Source organism: Aquamicrobium terrae (genome assembly GCF_052978165.1).
The window spans coordinates 511,919-527,520 of the sequence record NZ_JBRKLZ010000002.1; the positions used below are offsets into that span (position 1 = coordinate 511,919).

At 65.7% G+C, this 15,602-nt stretch carries 12 protein-coding genes; 4 read left to right on the forward strand and 8 right to left on the reverse strand.

Features of this window, described 5'->3' with window-relative positions; translation table 11 throughout:
• The first annotated feature begins 17 nt into the window (after positions 1-17).
• Positions 18-911 carry a LysR family transcriptional regulator gene (locus ACVCNR_RS19675; RefSeq protein WP_354193724.1) on the forward strand — a complete coding sequence of 298 codons (894 nt, stop codon included), beginning with the start codon at positions 18-20 and terminating at the stop codon, positions 909-911.
• 23 nt (positions 912-934) lie between these two features.
• On the opposite strand, the gene ACVCNR_RS19680 is transcribed toward ACVCNR_RS19675, so the two are convergent.
• The 8 genes from ACVCNR_RS19680 to ACVCNR_RS19715 form a co-directional block, all read right to left on the reverse strand.
• Positions 935-1,432, reverse strand: coding sequence for a DUF2165 family protein (locus ACVCNR_RS19680; RefSeq protein WP_354193877.1), 498 nt, complete (start codon positions 1,430-1,432; stop codon positions 935-937).
• 136 nt (positions 1,433-1,568) lie between these two features.
• Positions 1,569-2,804 carry an amidohydrolase family protein gene (locus tag ACVCNR_RS19685; protein ID WP_447076166.1) on the reverse strand — a complete coding sequence of 412 codons (1,236 nt, stop codon included), beginning with the start codon at positions 2,802-2,804 and terminating at the stop codon, positions 1,569-1,571.
• 37 nt (positions 2,805-2,841) lie between these two features.
• Positions 2,842-4,413, reverse strand: coding sequence for an ABC transporter ATP-binding protein (locus ACVCNR_RS19690; RefSeq protein ID WP_447076167.1), 1,572 nt, complete (start codon positions 4,411-4,413; stop codon positions 2,842-2,844).
• A gap of 14 nt (positions 4,414-4,427) precedes the next feature.
• Positions 4,428-5,438, reverse strand: a complete 1,011-nt coding sequence (locus tag ACVCNR_RS19695) for a BMP family protein (RefSeq protein ID WP_447076168.1) — start codon at positions 5,436-5,438, stop codon at positions 4,428-4,430.
• Positions 5,439-5,478: 40 nt separating this feature from the next.
• Entirely contained in the window at positions 5,479-6,378 is a 900-nt protein-coding gene (locus ACVCNR_RS19700) for an ABC transporter permease (protein ID WP_354193720.1), read from the reverse strand.
• The gene (locus ACVCNR_RS19705; RefSeq protein WP_354193719.1) at positions 6,375-7,430 is read right to left on the reverse strand and encodes an ABC transporter permease; all 1,056 of its coding nucleotides are present in this window, start codon (positions 7,428-7,430) and stop codon (positions 6,375-6,377) included. Before ACVCNR_RS19705 ends, ACVCNR_RS19700 begins: the two co-directional genes overlap by 4 nt.
• A gap of 308 nt (positions 7,431-7,738) precedes the next feature.
• On the reverse strand, positions 7,739-9,040 hold the full coding sequence (locus ACVCNR_RS19710) for a glucoamylase family protein (RefSeq protein WP_447076667.1): 1,302 nt from the start codon (positions 9,038-9,040) through the stop codon (positions 7,739-7,741).
• A 73-nt stretch (positions 9,041-9,113) separates the two neighbouring features.
• A complete protein-coding gene (locus ACVCNR_RS19715) occupies positions 9,114-9,965 on the reverse strand; it encodes an IclR family transcriptional regulator (RefSeq protein ID WP_447076169.1) in 852 nt (283 codons plus the stop codon).
• Between the two features lie 221 nt (positions 9,966-10,186).
• On the opposite strand from ACVCNR_RS19715, the gene ACVCNR_RS19720 reads away from it, so the two are divergent.
• The 3 genes from ACVCNR_RS19720 (at position 10,187) to ACVCNR_RS19730 (ending at position 15,596) form a co-directional block, all read left to right on the forward strand.
• Positions 10,187-11,776 (forward strand): ABC transporter substrate-binding protein, encoded by a 1,590-nt coding sequence (locus tag ACVCNR_RS19720; protein WP_447076170.1) that lies wholly within the window; start codon positions 10,187-10,189, stop codon positions 11,774-11,776.
• 93 nt (positions 11,777-11,869) lie between these two features.
• Positions 11,870-13,930, forward strand: coding sequence for a hydantoinase/oxoprolinase family protein (locus ACVCNR_RS19725; protein WP_447076171.1), 2,061 nt, complete (start codon positions 11,870-11,872; stop codon positions 13,928-13,930).
• Position 13,931: 1 nt separating this feature from the next.
• On the forward strand, positions 13,932-15,596 hold the full coding sequence (locus ACVCNR_RS19730) for a hydantoinase B/oxoprolinase family protein (RefSeq protein WP_447076172.1): 1,665 nt from the start codon (positions 13,932-13,934) through the stop codon (positions 15,594-15,596).
• Positions 15,597-15,602 lie beyond the last annotated feature (6 nt).

The window sequence follows — 15,602 nt, forward strand, 5'->3', positions numbered from 1 at the left end:
CGCGGAGGGAGGAGACCATGGTCAACATCACCCTGAAACAGCTTCGCACCTTCGTCGCCGTGGCGGAATCGGGGCGCTTCCGGCTGGCGGCGGAAACGGTCAACCTCACCCAGTCAGCGGTCAGCATCCTCATCAAGGAACTGGAGGGCCAGCTCGGCGTCATCCTGTTCGACCGCCACACGCGCTTCGTCGGCCTCACCGAGGCAGGCAAGCGGCTGTTGCCGCTGGCCATGGACATTCTGGAGCGCGTCGACGGTGCGGTCGATTCCATGGTCGACATCTCGACGCTTAAATCCGGCCGCGTCACCGTCGCATCGGCGACCGTGCTGGCCGCCACCTATCTGCCCAGCCGCATCGCCTCCTTCATGCGCAAGCACCCAGACATCCGCATCGATCTCAGGGACGTGTCGGAGGACGAGATCCGCGAATTGTTGATCAACGGCGAAGCCGACATCGGCGTCGGCACCAGCCGCTTCCTGGAGCAGGAGATCAACGAGAAGGAGCTGTTCGTCGACCACCTCGCCCTGTTCTGCCCCGCGGACGACAAGCTGGCGCACAAGAAGTTCATCTCATGGACGGACTTCAACAACCGGCCGTTCATCGCGCTGACGCCGGAGAACCCGTTGCAGCGGCGCATCGACGAGCTTCTGGAGGTGAACGGCGTCACCACCAAGCGCCAGTTCGCGGTGCGCTTCTCGACCACGCTTCTGGCACTGGTCAACGAGGGGCTCGGCATCGGCATCCTGCCGGCGGGATCGAAGGGCCTGTCGCCGATGGCCAACATCGTCATGCGCCCGATCACCGATCAGATGGTGCCACGCGCCGTGGTGGCGCTGACGCTGCGCGAACGCACGCTGAGCCCGGCCGCGCGCAGCTTCTTCCAGCACCTGACGGCGGACCCGCGCGCCTGAGCACAGCGGGCCGGCCCTGTCGGTCAGGCGAGTTCGTCGTCCTTCAGGGACAGGTAGATCAGAACGGCAAGGATAGTGACGAAGAAGCGGAAGGCATCGGGCACGCCGTTCCATTGCTGCGACATCCACATGCCGAACCATTCGCCGCCGACCGACATGAAGCCGACCTGCCAGACGAGGAAGCCGAGCGTGAGGCCCGCCACCGCAACGCCCTTGGAGCGGTTGAAGGTCGCGGCGTCGGCCCGCAGCCGCCGGGCCAGCCTGACGGCGCCGATCCAGCACAAGATGGCGGTGGCGGTCTCGGCGGCGATGATCAGCATATAGGCCGCATGCTGCAGCGCCGGGTTGGTGATGGCGCGGTACTTGATCGTGGCGTCGGGGAAGATCGTGTCCATCTCGAACACGTGGAAGACGAAATTGAAATTGGTCTGGTAGTCGGTGATGTTGCCGAAAGCGACCAGACTTGCAAAGAAGGCGATGGCGGCGACCGCAGCCACCTTCGAAGCGCGCATGATGAGCATGGTTTGAACGTCCTTCATTTCCGTCCCGGAAACGGTCCGGGATGTTGTGCATGGCCTGGCTGGCTCGAAGCGCTGGGTAGCTGACATCTACGACGATCGCCCCGCGTGCGGTAGCCCCCGGGGATCGCCATGAAGATCAGGACTTGGCCAGCGTGCCGGCGACCGGCCGCCCCCGGTGCAGGACCGCGCGTTCGCTCGCGCCGCCGGCCACCAGATGCTCGATGCTCTCGCAGCGGCTGGCGACCAGATCGGCATGAGTGCCGACGCGCAGGCCATGCTCCAGCCCCATGATGGCGGCGGGCGTGTCGGTGATCATGCGGAAAGCGCGGCCGGCGGCGTCCTCGAGCAGATGCGCGGACAGGATCGTCCAGCGCGCCATCTCCAGAAGATCGCCGGAACCGACCGGCACGAACGTATCCTGAATGTTGTCCGAGGCCGTGGCGACCGGCACGCCTGCGGCCAGCAATTCGTTGACGCGGGTGAGCCCGCGCGGCACCAGCCCGTTCCGGTCCCTGCCCTGCAGGAACAGGTTGGCGGCCGGTAGCGTGCACACCGCGACCCCGGCGGCGGCGGCCGCCTCGATCGAACGCCGGGCCTCGTCGTCGGGAAAGGCCGACAGCGACGAGACATGGCTGCCGACGACCCGGCCGCACATGCCGCGCCTTGCCGTGCAGTCGACCAGATAGTCGAACCAACGCGCCTGCGGGTCCAGCGTCTCATCGATGTGGAGATCGACGGGAAGATCGTGCTTTTCGGCCACGTCGAGCAGCATGTCGATGTAGCGCTTCGGGTCGGGCGCCAGATTGGGTGTGCCGCCGATGCAGTCGGCGCCCGCAGCGATGGCCCGTTCGAGCAGGGCCCGCGCCGTCTCGGGATCGCCGCGCGCGGCGCTCGACGTGGCGAAGGCCACGACCTGCAGGCGGATGCGGTCGCTGCTGGCGGCGCGCAGCTCGCACATCGCCTCCACGCTGCGCAGTTCCATCTCGTAGTCGAGATTGGCATGGGTACGGATGGCCGTGGTGCCCATGGCCACGCACCGGTCCAGCGTCGCCTGGGCGCGCGCCAGCAAATTCTGCCGGGTCAGGCCCTTGGAATAGCCTCTGAACGCCTCGATGGCGCCGATCAGCGTGCCGTCGGGATTGGGCGCCTCGGCAAGCGTGAAGCTTTTGTCGAGATGCTGGTGCATGTCGATGAAGCCGGGCGTGACCAGCCGTCCGTCGAGATCGGCGGACGGGATTTCGGCAGCGCCGATGCTCACATCGATCTCAAGGATGCGCCCTTCGTCGGAGATCAGGATCTCGGCCGGGTCGGTGCCGCGCACGCCGGCCGGTATGCGGGCGTTGCGCAGCAGCAGCGCAGGCGAACCGCTCACAGCCCCCGCCCCTTCCGGTTCCTTATGCATGGGTCCATCATGCCGCGGCACCCCCGATATCGACGTCGGCCGCAGTACTGGCCCCCACATGGGCACCGGCCATGAGCAGCCCGAAATGCTCGGGATCATAGGCACCGGCGTTCACCTTGCCAACGATCCGGCCGCTGTAAAGCACCACCACGCTGGTCGATAGTTCCATCAACTCGTCCAGATCGCTGGAGATGAGCAGGACGCCCGCCCCGGCCTCGGCCGCCTCGACGAGGCGGCGACGGATATAGGCGGTGGCGGCGAAATCCAGCCCGCGCGACGGCTCATGGGCAATGATCAGCCTGGGCGCGGCCGACAGTTCGCGGCCGATGACCACCTTCTGCTGGTTGCCGCCGGAAAGATATTCGATCTTCGTGGTCACGGAGCGCGCCCGCACGTCGAACTCTCCAAGGCAGCGCTGGGCGAATTCGGCGATGGCCTTGCGGTTCAGCACGCCGCGCCGCGAGAATTGCGGCGCACCCTCGCGGCCGAGGATGAAGTTGGAGGCGATGTCCATCTCGCCGACCACCGCATGGGTGTGGCGATCCTCGGGGATGATGGCGATGCCGCTCCTGCGGCGCTGTTCAACCGAGCTGCTGCCCAGTTCCTTGCCATAGATGCCGATGGTGCCGGAGGTCACCTGCCTGAGGCCGATGATGACGTCGGCCAGTTCCGACTGGCCATTGCCGGCGACACCGGCGACGCCGAGGATCTCGCCTTCGCGCACTTCGAGGTCGATGCCGTCGAGCAGCGGCACTCCGGCGGGGTTGAGCGAGACGTCCCGCATGCCGAGCACGACCTTGCCGAGCGCGGCGGCGCTGGGCCGGTGCGCGGCCTTGACCTCTTGCGACACCATCATGCGCGCGATTTCGGCAACGCTGGATTCGCCCTTGGCGACGGTGGCGATATGGCGGCCGCCGCGCAGCACGGTGATGTGGTCGGCAAGCTCGAGCGCATGTTCGAGCTTGTGGGTGATGATGACCACCGCATAGCCCTGGTCGCGCAATTGCACCAGCATGGCGAGTAGGCGCTCGCTCTGCTGCGGGGTCAGCACCGCCGTCGGCTCGTCGAGGATCAGGATCTTGGCGCCCTGATAGAGCATCTTGAGGATCTCGACCTGCTGGCGCTGGCCGACGGAGAGCTTCTCGACCAGCTTGTCGGGAGACAGGTCGAATCCGAACCTTTCCGTCAGTTCGCCCAGCGCCTTGCGGCAGTCGTTCCATTTGGGCGCCAGGTCGGTCCACCGGAAGGTGGGCATGATGACGTTGTCGAGGACCGAATGCTCCATCACCAGCGAAAAGTGCTGATGGACCATTCCGACCTGATGCGCGATCGCCTTCCGCGTCGTCCAGTGGGGCGTGACATCCGCCCCCCCGAACAGGATCCGTCCGAAGGTGGGCTGGAGAATGCCGTAGAGCACGTTCATCAGCGTGGACTTGCCGGCGCCGTTTTCTCCCACCAGCGCATGGATCTCGCCGAACCTGAGGGTCAGGCTGACGTCGTCCAGTGCCTTGAGCGGGCCGAACTCCTTGGTGATGCCTTCCAGCCGTACCGCTTCGCTTCCGGCGATCGCTGCATTCATCGTTGCGCCCCCTGCTACTTGAACTTGTGCGGGACGACCGGCACGGTGGTCTCGCCCGCCTGATAGCGGCGCACGCTGTCCTCGATCTTGGCGATCTGTTCCGCGCTCAGCAGCTTGTCGTTCAGCGGCATGACCTTGAAGGTCTCCGCGCCGAAGGTGTGGATCTTCGGCTCGACCTTGCCGGCCACCACATCCTTGGCCAGGGCGTCGTACCAGCCGTCTATGCCGAGGATGACGCTGGTCAGCACGATGTCGGGCGCATCCTCAGCCCAGTCGGTGGCATAGCCGATGAACCTGGCCTTGCGGCTCTGCGAGGCGTCGAGGATGCCGCGGGTGCCCACGCCGGCATTGCCGAGCACGACATCGGCGCCGCGCTGGATCTGCAATGCGGTCACCTCGCGGGCGCGGGGAATGTTGGTCCAGTCACCGGAAATGGCATGCAGGAATTCGACGTCCGGGTTGGCAGCCTTTGCCCCCTCGATGATGCCGCTGAACATGTCCTCGACCGCCTTGACCGGCAGGCCGGCGACACCGGCGATCTTGTTGCTTTGGGTCGACTGCGCCGCGATCAGGCCGTTGATGACGCCATAGGCGAAGAAGTCCGGCTCATAGGCGACGACGTTCTTGGACTCGGGCAGCGTGCTGGTCGTGGACAGCATCGCGAAGATGGTGTCGGGATAGTTCGGCGCCACCTGGTCCCAGGCCTTGTACTGGCCGCTGGAGGTGAAGACCACGACCTGGTAGCCGGCCTTGGCGTAGTTCTCGGCGGTGCCGGCGATCAGCGGGAACGGCACGTTCTCGGCGATGGTCACGTCCCAGCCATAGCCGTCGATCAGCTTACGCACGCCCTGGTAGTGGCCGCGGTCCCAGCCGTTGACGGAAGCCGGGTTGCTGACGCCGAAGATGACTGCTGCCTTGATCTTGTCCTGCGCTGCCGCCGGCGTAGCGGCCAGCGCGCCGGCAAGCACCAGTCCGGCAGCTATGCGCCAGAGGCGTTTGCCCATGTTTTTCAGGAATATACCCATCTTCTCTCTCCCTTTTTGTATGGATATTGGGCCGTTTCGTTCAGCGCCCTTCATAGGGTTTGCCGACCTCGCGCGGCGCCCGGCCGCTTTCCGCGAATGCAAGCACGCAGACGGTCAGCACATAGGGGATCATCAGATAAAGATGCGGGTTGCCGCCGAGCACCTGGGTGCGCAGGGCCAGCGCCTCGCCGATGCCGAACAGCAGGCAGCCGAACAGCGTCCAGCGAGGATACCAGCGCCCGAAATACACCGCCGCCAGCGCGATGAAGCCGCGGCCTGCGGTGATGTCGTCGGAGAAGGAGCGCACCCAGCCCACCGTCAGCGCGGCACCCCCCAGCCCCGACAGGCCGCCGGCGATCGCCAGCGCCACGGTGCGGACCCACGGCACGTTGAGACCCGCCGAATTGGCAGCCTTGACGCTCTGCCCCACCGAGCGCAGCAAGAGGCCCGGCGCGCTGTGGAACAGCACATACCAGACGACCGCGTAGAGGATGATCGCAAGCCAGGCCAGCGGCGGGACGGAGAACAGGAAGGTGGCCACTGCATTGTCCGTCGCCCAGGCGGGCACGGTCCAGTCGATGGTCGGGCTCATCTGCTGGAGATCGTCGGCGGTGACGCGGAAGATGAAGCTGGTGACGCCGATCGCGGCGATGTTCATCGCCAGCCCCATGACCACCTGATCGGTGGGTATCCAGACGATGAGGGCGGCCGAGACGAGACCCGCGACCACGCCGGCGGCAAGCCCGCACATCATGCCCATCCATGGGTCGCCGGTGTAGACCGCGCCCAGTATGCCGAACAGCGCACCGCACAGCATCACGCCCTCGACCCCCAGGAACAGCACGCCGGCGCGTTCCGCGATCAGCACGCCGAGGGCGACGATCATAAGCGGGGTGGCGATGCGCAGGGCGGACAGAAGGAATTCGGGATCGAATATCAACGGCTTGCTCCCGGCAAGGACATCATCTTGAAGAAGTGGGTCGAGCGCACGGCCAGCAGCAGCAGCACCGGAACCGATTGCAGCAGGAAGACGAGCGCGGCCGGCACGCCGGTCATGGCCTGCATGTTGCGGCCGCCGATCTCGAGGCCGGCCAGCAGCAGCGCCGCGAAGATCACGCCAACCGGGTTGCGGCCCATGAGCGCCGCCAATATGCCGAGGAAGCCCCACGGCTTGGCCCAGTGCTCGGCTACCTGGAAGACCACGCCGAGCGCCTGGATGCCCCCGGCAATGCCGCCGATGGCGCCGGCCACCAGCACCGCCTTGGCCAGCGTGGCGCCGGTGCGCATGCCGAGCGCCCCGGCCGCGCTCGGATTGCCGCCCAGCGCGTCGAGGCGGAAGCCGAAAACGGTGTGCTTCAGGATCCAGCCGGCCGCGACGATGATCGCCACGGCAAGGAACACGCCGACATGCACGACCATGACGGGCAGGCGATAGTCGGCCGGGATCAGGTTGGATTCGGCGAAGAAGGAGTCCGGCTGCTGCATCGGGCCGGTGACCATGGCAAGCACGAACTCGATCGCGACGAAATTCAGCATCACCGTCGTCGTCACCTCATTGGCCCCGCGCTTGACCTTGAGCACCAGCGACGGTGCGATCAGCAGCATGCCGGCCAGCGCCGACACAACCAGCGCCAGCGGGATCATCAGGGGTGCCGGCAAGGTGAAGGTGGTGGTGACGAAGACCGCGGCGAGCGCGCCCAGTTGCAGGTGGCCCTGCGCGCCGATGTTGAAGAAGCCGGCCTTGAAGGGAATGAGGAAGGCCAGCCCGCACAGCGCCGTCGGCGTCGCCTCGATTACCGTCTCGACGATCGCCTGCCGGCTGCCGACCACACCCTCCACCATGGCGGAAAGCGCCGCCAGCGCGTCGCCGCCGATCAGTTCGACAAGGCCGGCCACGAGCAGCATGGCCGCCAGCAGCGACAGGACGAAGATGCCTATGTCGCTGAATAGCTGAAAGCCATCGAAACGCATGGAGATTTGCGGCGTCTTCAACTGAACCCTCCAGGCTGGTGCACCATCGCCGGCGACGAACCGCGTCGAGGCCCACCCGGAAGGCTGGCCACGGCGATTGCATCTTCTGCTACGCTGCTTTCATTATCGTGGACACCGATTTTGCAAGTCGTGCCCGAACCCCTTTGTTGGCTGCATCACAAAACCAATCGACTGATAAAACAATCCAAAAAATTGACACTATAGTTTTGATCGACTCATCAATTGCCGGTTTCTCCATGCCATGAGCCGCAGCCGCCGTGGCAACAGGGGGCCTTACTGGGGGTGGCAGGAGCGGGGTATGAAGGATTCTAGAGCCAGCCGCCGGTGAAGCCGGCGCGGCGCAGGCCGGCGACGATGGCCGGCGCCTCGCGCATCAGCCGCCACGGGAAACCGCTGCGGTGGTTCTCGATCATCAGCACCACCGGCCCCTGGTTCACGCCGACAAGGGCGGGCGAAACCCAACCGGGGTCGGCATCGTCCATGCCGGCCCATGTCGGGTTGAAGCTGGCGGTGAAACGGCAGCGCTCACCCTCGCCGGTCCCGGAACGATGGTAGTGGCGTACCAGCGGCTCCACGATCTGCGGCGCGAAGGGCAGCGAGGCGACGGCCGCCCAGGGCGACAGCGTGCCGTCGTCCGGCCCATAGGGCACGCCGCGCGCGGCATAGCCGTAGAAGCGCTGCCTGACGCCGGCGACGGTCCGGCGCGACGGTCCCGGCCCGTCGCCGGCGGAAAAGCCCCAGCCCTCTGCATGATAGCCCCTAAAACCTTTCGGGTTGCGGATCGCATAGTCACGCTGGAGGTAGACGGCGGCGCGGCTGTTCTCGAAATAGTCGAAGCGGCGCGCGCGCATGAATTCGTCGGCTATGCCGCGAAAATCGATCCACAGATGCGAAAGCTGGTGCACGAAAAGCGGCCCGGCATAGAGAAGCTCCTGCCCGTAGACGCGTCGCCAGCGCAGTGTTGACAGCCATGCGCGATAGCTTTCCGGCGGCAGCGGAAAGCTGGGCGAGCCGAGGCCAAGAATGTAGAGGATCAGCGCCTCATTATAGCCCTCCCAGCGATAGCGCAGGAAGCCGCGTTCCGGCCGCCAGCCATGGCTGACGGTGGCGCCGCCATCCAGCGCCCAGCGCCAGTCGACGCGGCGGTAGAGCGCATCGGCAAGGTTGCGGATTTCGGCTTCGGCCTCGTCGTCGCGGTCGAAATAGCGCGCGGCCGCCAGCACGCCGGCCATCAAAAGGGCGGTGTCGATGGTCGATAGCTCGCTCTTCCAGGCGCGCCGGCCGGTTTCCATGTCGAGGAAATGGTAGAAGAACCCCTTGTAGCCGCTCGCGTCCGGTTCCGGCCCCTGCGGCGCCCGCCACAGGAAGCGCAGGGCCGTCAGCGTTCGCGCGGCAGCCGCCGCACGGCCCATCCAGTTGCGCTCAACGCCCACCGGCCAGATGCTCAGCGCCAGCCCCACGGCTGCGATGCTGGCCGGTGAACCGGGCCGCGAACTGTCGGCGACAAGGCCGTTCCCTACATTGGTCGCGCCCAGGAAATAGGCGAACGACCGGAACTGGATGTCGTCGAGGAGGGTGTCGAAGGCAATGTCACGGGCAATGGCGTCCATGGCCATGCATATAGCGGCTTTGGCGGCCTATGCGCAGCCGGAATGGGATAGACGGCCACGATCAGCAGCCCGGTCAGCGCTGGGCCCGCATTTCCTCGATGCCGCGCTTGAACGGAGCGGCCTTGCGCGGTTCCGGCGCAGCCGAGGAGATCAGGCGCGAAACCTCAAGGAGCTGCGGCGCCAGTTCCTCCTCCATCCGCTGGAGGCTCCAGCGGCTGCTCGGCGCTGAGATGTTGATGACGGCGACCGGTTCGCTATTGTGGCCGCGGATGACGATGCCTATGCCCAGATCGCCCTGGTAGTATTCGCCATTGGCGGTGGCATATCCCTGCTGGCGGGCCTTCTCCACCAGATCAAGCAGTTCCTGCCGGTCGGTGACCGTGGTCGGGGTGAATTTCTCCAGCGACGAGCGGTCGATGATGTCGGCGGCCTCGTCCTGCGACAGCGCCGCCAGATAGGCGCGGCCGGCGGATGTGCAGAACATCGGCAGGCGGCGGCCGATGGGCATGTAGACCGGCATGTAATGGAAGCCGGGGAAGCGGCCGACATAGACCATGTCCGTGCCGTCCGGCTCGGAAATATTGATGTTCTCGCCGCATTTGCGGTTGAGTTCCAGCAGATAGGGGCTGGCGCGTTCGAGAACCGGATCGATCAGAAGATAGCGGTAGCCGAGCTCGATGACCTTGGGCGTCAGCGCGTAACGCTTCGTCTCGGGGTTCTTGCGAAGATAACCCAGCGTTTCCAGGGTAAAGGCGAACCGTTGCACGGCGCTCTTGCTCATGCCGGTCTCCGCCGCCAGTTCCGGAAGGTTCATTTCCCTCCGGCCGGGTCCGAAGGCAAGGATGACCGCCAGCCCCCTGGCAAACGACTGGATATAGAGCCGGTTCGCCGGCTCCTCATCTTGCAACATCACCTTGCTATCCATGTCATCCTCGAAAATGCCGCAAACCGGGCCGGAACATCGGTCCTGTCGTCATGGACGGACAGGACAATTCTATCCGAAGCACCCGCTTCCCCGGCCCCTCTCGATTCATCTAACGAGCTTGACATCGCGCTGTCAACGATCTACCCATTGTATTATGCGATTTACATAAATCGCTATGCGATACAGATAAGCTGAAAAAGCACAGTATAAGGGAGGATACAATGCACTGTTCGCGTAGAAGTTTTCTGGGGCAGGCCGCCGGCCTCGCCGCCATTCTTGCCCTGCCCAAAGCGGCCGGCGCCCAGACCGCTAGCAAGGTGCTGACCATCGGCAGCCAAAGCATGCGCACGCTGAACCCGGCGATCCAGCCCGGCAACGCCACCGGCGTGCCCGGAACGCAGATATTCGCCGGGCTGGTGCAGCTCGACGGCGCCTTCGCTCCGGTGCCCTATCTGGCGAAGAGCTGGGAAGTGTCGACGGACGGCATGGAATACCGGTTCGAACTGGTCGACAACGCCGTCTTCCATGACGGGCGGCCGATCAAGGCCAGCGACGTGGTGTTCTCGATCGAGACGGTGAAGGCTTCGCATCCGCTGATGTCGGTCACCTACGGCGCGATCCTGGAAGGCGCAAAGGCGCTGGACGACCGCATCGTCTCGATCCGCGTCAAGAAGCCGTTCGTCGGCCTGTTCGGCCTGTTGACGCCGGCGCTCACCCCCATCCTTCCCGAACATGTCTATGGCGGCGCCGGCGGGCCGATCCAGACCAACCCGGCCAACAATGCGCCGGTAGGGTCGGGACCCTACAAATTTGTGGAATGGCGCCAGGGCGAGCATGTGATCCTCGACCGCCATGCCGATTATTTCCGTCCCGAGGCGCCCTATTTCGACCGGCTGGTCTTCAAGCTGATCGAGGATTCCCTGACCAAGGCACTGTCCATGGAGAAGGGCGACATCGACTATCTGCCCTTCTCGTTCCTGCGCGTGAACGACCTGAAGCGGCTGTCGGAGAACGAATCCCTGGTCGTGACCAACAAGGGCTACGAGGCGCTGGGGCCGGTCAACTATCTCGAACTGAACCTGCGCGAGGCTCCCTTCAACGACATCCGCGTGCGCCAGGCAATCGCCCACGCCATCGACAAGGAATTCATCTCCAACACGCTGCACAATGGCCTGTCGCGGCCGCTCGACGGCCCGCTCCACAGCGGCAATGCCTACTTCGCCGGCGATGCGCTCGCCCGCTATCCCTTCGATCTCGACAAGGCCAACCAGCTTCTGGACGAGGCCGGGCTCGCCCGTACAAGCGGCGACATCCGCATCCAGCTCACCCTCGACGTGCCCACCTTCGAGCCCGACAGCATGCAACTGGTGGCCGACTACCTGAAGTCGCAGCTTCGGCGGGTCGGCATCGACGTGCAGATCCGCAAGAGCACCGACCTTGCCGACTGGTCGAGCAAGGTCAGCCAGTGGGACTACCAGATGACCATGAACTCCACCTGGAACTGGTCGGACCCGGTGGTCGGGGTCAACCGCTCCTTCCTGTCGTCCAACATCAAGAAGCAGATCTGGACCAACACCGAAGGCTATGCCAACCCGAAGGTGGACGAGCTGCTGGCCGAGGCGGCCATCGAAAACGATCCGGCCCGGCGCAAGGAAATGTATGCGCAGTTCCAGAAGATCGTCAGCGAGGACCTGTCCTTCATCTGGACGAACGAGGGCATCTACACCACCGTGTACAACAAGAAGCTCGCCAACGTGCCGGCGAGCGTGTTCGGCGCCCTCGCTCCCTTCGACGAGATCCGTCTCGCCTGAGGGGCCGCCACGACGCAGCACGATCCTGCCGCCTCGCCCGATGGGCGGCGGGGCCTATGAACCATCGATCCCAAGACCCGGAGCGAGCTGACAATGATTTCTCTTTCCGCAGATGTCGGCGGCACATTCACGGACGTCGTGCTTGCCGACAGCGCCAGCGGCAGGACCTATGCCGACAAGGTCCTCACCACGCCGGGCACCAGCGACGCCATCGTCAGCGGCATATTGCGGCTCAGCGCGCGCGCCGGCGTGAAGCCTTCTGACATCGACATCTTCGTGCACGGTTTTACCATCGCCACCAATGCCTGGCTGACGCGCAGCGGCGCGCGTGTGGTGCTGGCCGTTACCCGCGGCTTTCGCGACGTGCTGGAGATTGCCACCCAGCGCCGCAGCCTGCCCTATTCGCTGACGCAGACGCGAACCACGCCGCTGGCGCCACGCTCGCGCGTGGTCGAGGTGGACGAGCGCATGGATGCTTTCGGCGCGGCGGTGGTGCCTTTGTGCGAACAAGAGGCCGCCCGCGCCGCCGATGCGATACTGGCGCTGAAGCCGGAAGCGGTGGCGATTAGCCTCCTGTTCAGCTATCTCGACCCCGCCCATGAGGACATGCTGGCAGAGGCCCTGCACAAGCGCGCACCCGACCTGCCGGTCTACCGCAGCTCGGTCATCAACCCGCAGATCGAGGAGTATCCGCGCACCAACACCACGGTCACCGCGGCCTATGTCGGCCCGGCCGTGGACGAGTACATCCGCAAGCTGGAGACCGCCCTGCCCGCCATCGGCATGGACGCGCCGGTCCTGCTGATGCGCAGCGACGGGGGCGTCTCGACCATCAAGGCGGCGCGCGACAACCCGGCCACCATGCTGCTGTCGGGGCCGGCGGGTGGCGTCGTGGCCGGCTGCGCCATCAGCCGCGAGCACGGTATCCCCAACATCATCACCTTCGACATGGGCGGCACCTCGGCCGATTTCTCGCTGATTGCCCACGGTGCGGCCGTGACCGCCAATGAACGCCTGATCAACGGCGAGGTGCTGCGGCTGACGACGCTCGACATTCCCACCATCTCGGCCGGCGGCGGCTCCATAGGCTCGGTGGACCTGGGCGGCGCCATCCGTGTCGGCCCGGCTTCGGCGGGGTCGGTGCCGGGTCCCGCCTGCTACGGGCGCGGCGGCACCTTGCCGACCCTGACCGACGCGGCGCTGGTGCTCGGCCTGCTCGATGCCGACGAATATCTCGGCGGCGAGATGCGGCTGGATCCCGACAAGGCACGGGAGGCCATCAGATCGGCGATCGCCGACCGGCTGTCGATCACGGTGGAGGATGCCGCCTATGCGATGGTCACCATCGCCAATGCGCAGATGGCGCAGGCCATCCGCAGTCTCTCGGTCGAACGCGGCCACGACCTGCGCGAGTTCTCGCTGCTTGCTTTTGGCGGCGCCGGATCGGTCTTCGCACCCTTCCTGGCGGCCGACCTTGAGATGCGCGACATCGTCATCCCCGCCCGGCCCGGCGTGTTCTCGGCCTCCGGCCTTCTCTTGAGCGACATCCGCTACACGTTCCAGATTCCGTTCCTGGCGCAAATCGACACCGTCGAGGAGCGCGGCCTGAACGACGCCGCCAACGGCATGCGCGAACTGGCCCGGCAGGCTTTCGACCGTGACGGCGTTGCCCTGAAGGACCGGCGGGTCCGGTACTATGCCGACATGCGCTATGTCGGCCAGGTGCATGAGTTGACCCTGCCGCTCGAGGACGATGACGGGACCATCCGCTGGAACGTCGAGCAACTGGCGGCGCAATTCAGCCAGGCACATGAGAGGGCCTATGGTTTCGCCGACGTCTCCATTCCATGCGAGGTCGTGAACCTCAGGCTGGAAGGCATCGGCAAGGTGCAGAAACCGAAGACCGAGAACGCGCTGGCCGAGGCAAGCGCCGCCCCGGCGCAAAACGGCAAGCGCAGCGTCTATCTGGGTCCCAAGCTCGGCTATCGCGAAGCCACGGTGCACCGCCGTGACAGCCTGCGCGAGGGCACCCGGCTGCCCGGCCCGGCCATCATCAACCAGCCCGACACCACAATTTTCGTGTTGCTCGGACAGGAAGCCGAAGTGGGCCTGAACGGCGTGCTGCGGATCAAAGCGGTCAGTGGGGAGAATTGAGATGTCCGCAATTGCCGATATCATCGACCGCGACGTCTTCCGGTATCAGTTGGCGGCCATCGCCGAGGAAATGTCGGCAGCGCTGCGGCGCTCGGCCTTCTCCCCGATCATCTGGGACATGCTGGACTATTCCTGTGCGCTGATCGCGCCGCATGGCGAAATGCTGGCGCAAGCCGACACCATCCCGGCCCAACTCGGCATCCTGACCTATGCGCTGCAGGGCATCGTCAAGGAAATTCCGCTGGAGACCTGGCGGCCCGGCGACGTGCTGGTCTGCAACGACCCCTATAAGGGCTGCACCCACACGCCCGACATCGTGCTGCTGAGCCCGGTGTTCCATGGCGACGAGATCATCGCCATCGCCGCGACGGTGGCCCACCATGTCGATATCGGCGGCAAGCTGCCCAGCACCACCGCGCCCGACAATCTCGAGGTCTTCGCCGAGGGGCTGATCTTCCCGCCCATGCATCTGGTGCGCGAGGGTGTCCAGAACGAGACGGCCTTCAGGTTCATCGCCGCCAACGTGCGCAATCCGCGCGCCTGCACCGGCGACATCCGCGCCCAGATCGCCGGCTGCCGCACCGGCGAGCGCCGCGTCGCCAAGCTGCTGGAGCGCTACGGCGTCGAGCGCTTCAAGGCCCTGGTGGGCGAGTGCCTCAACTATGGCGAACGCTTCATGCGCAACGCGATCGCCGCGATACCCGACGTCACCCGGTCCGCCGAAATCTGGATCGAGGACGATGTGTCCAGCAAGGAGCCGATCCGGCTGGCGGTCACCGTCTCCATCCGTGGTGACGGGATCGAGGTCGATTTCTCCGGCACCGACATCCAGCGCCGCAACGCCTTGAATTGCCCGGTCGCCTCGACCTACTCGATGACCCTCTACGCCATTCGTTGTGTCATCGGCATGGAAACGTTGAGCAATGGCGGCTGCAACCGGCCGATCTCGATCAAGGTGCCGGCAGGCAGCTTCCTCAACCCGCACCGGCCGGCGGCGGTCGGAAACCGGCACTACGCCCAGCAGGCGGTTGCCGACGTCGTGCTCAAGGCGCTGGCCGATCTGGTGCCCGAACGCTCGTCGGCAGGCTGCCACATCTCCTTCCCCTCCTTCCGAGCCGGGGGGTTCGACACCCGTCCGCAGACCGCCGAGCGCTACGGGGAAGCCCGCTACTTCATCGTCCATGACATCATCGGCGGCGGCATGGGCGGCCACGCCCGGGGCGACGGCTTGCAAGCCGTCGACACCCATGGCGGCAATTGCGGTGTGTTGTCGGCCGAGGTTTTCGAGACCACCAGCCCGGTGCGCATCCGGCGCTCGGAGCTGATCGAGGGATCGGGCGGCGCCGGCACCCATCGCGGCGGCCTCGCCATGCGCCGCGACTACGAACTGCTTGCCGACAATCTTATGGTCAGCGTGTTCTTCCAGCAGGGCGACGGCAGGACGGCGCCCTGGGGCTCGGAAGGCGGCGAGCATGGCCGTCCCGCCGGCGCCATCCTCAACCCCGACAAGGACGGCGGCCGCAAACTGTCGTCCAAGGAGATCGGCCTGCCGCTGAGCGCGGGAGACGTGGTGCGTCTCGAAAGCGCGGGCGGCGGAGGCTGGGGCATCGCAGCCAACCGTGACGCGGGGCTGGCCGCGCTCGACGCGGCCGAACGTTACGCCTAGCGAGGA

What these genes read in the sequence shown, in the direction of transcription:
- ACVCNR_RS19675 (WP_354193724.1), top strand. Translation starts at nt 18, where the DNA reads ATGGTCAACATCACCCTGAAACAGCTTCGCACCTTCGTCGCCGTGGCG.
- ACVCNR_RS19680 (WP_354193877.1), bottom strand. Translation starts at nt 1,432, where the DNA reads ATGCTCATCATGCGCGCTTCGAAGGTGGCTGCGGTCGCCGCCATCGCC.
- ACVCNR_RS19690 (WP_447076167.1), bottom strand. Translation starts at nt 4,413, where the DNA reads ATGAATGCAGCGATCGCCGGAAGCGAAGCGGTACGGCTGGAAGGCATC.
- ACVCNR_RS19695 (WP_447076168.1), bottom strand. Translation starts at nt 5,438, where the DNA reads ATGGGTATATTCCTGAAAAACATGGGCAAACGCCTCTGGCGCATAGCT.
- ACVCNR_RS19710 (WP_447076667.1), bottom strand. Translation starts at nt 9,040, where the DNA reads ATGGACGCCATTGCCCGTGACATTGCCTTCGACACCCTCCTCGACGAC.
- ACVCNR_RS19715 (WP_447076169.1), bottom strand. Translation starts at nt 9,965, where the DNA reads ATGGATAGCAAGGTGATGTTGCAAGATGAGGAGCCGGCGAACCGGCTC.
- ACVCNR_RS19720 (WP_447076170.1), top strand. Translation starts at nt 10,187, where the DNA reads ATGCACTGTTCGCGTAGAAGTTTTCTGGGGCAGGCCGCCGGCCTCGCC.
- ACVCNR_RS19725 (WP_447076171.1), top strand. Translation starts at nt 11,870, where the DNA reads ATGATTTCTCTTTCCGCAGATGTCGGCGGCACATTCACGGACGTCGTG.
- ACVCNR_RS19730 (WP_447076172.1), top strand. Translation starts at nt 13,932, where the DNA reads ATGTCCGCAATTGCCGATATCATCGACCGCGACGTCTTCCGGTATCAG.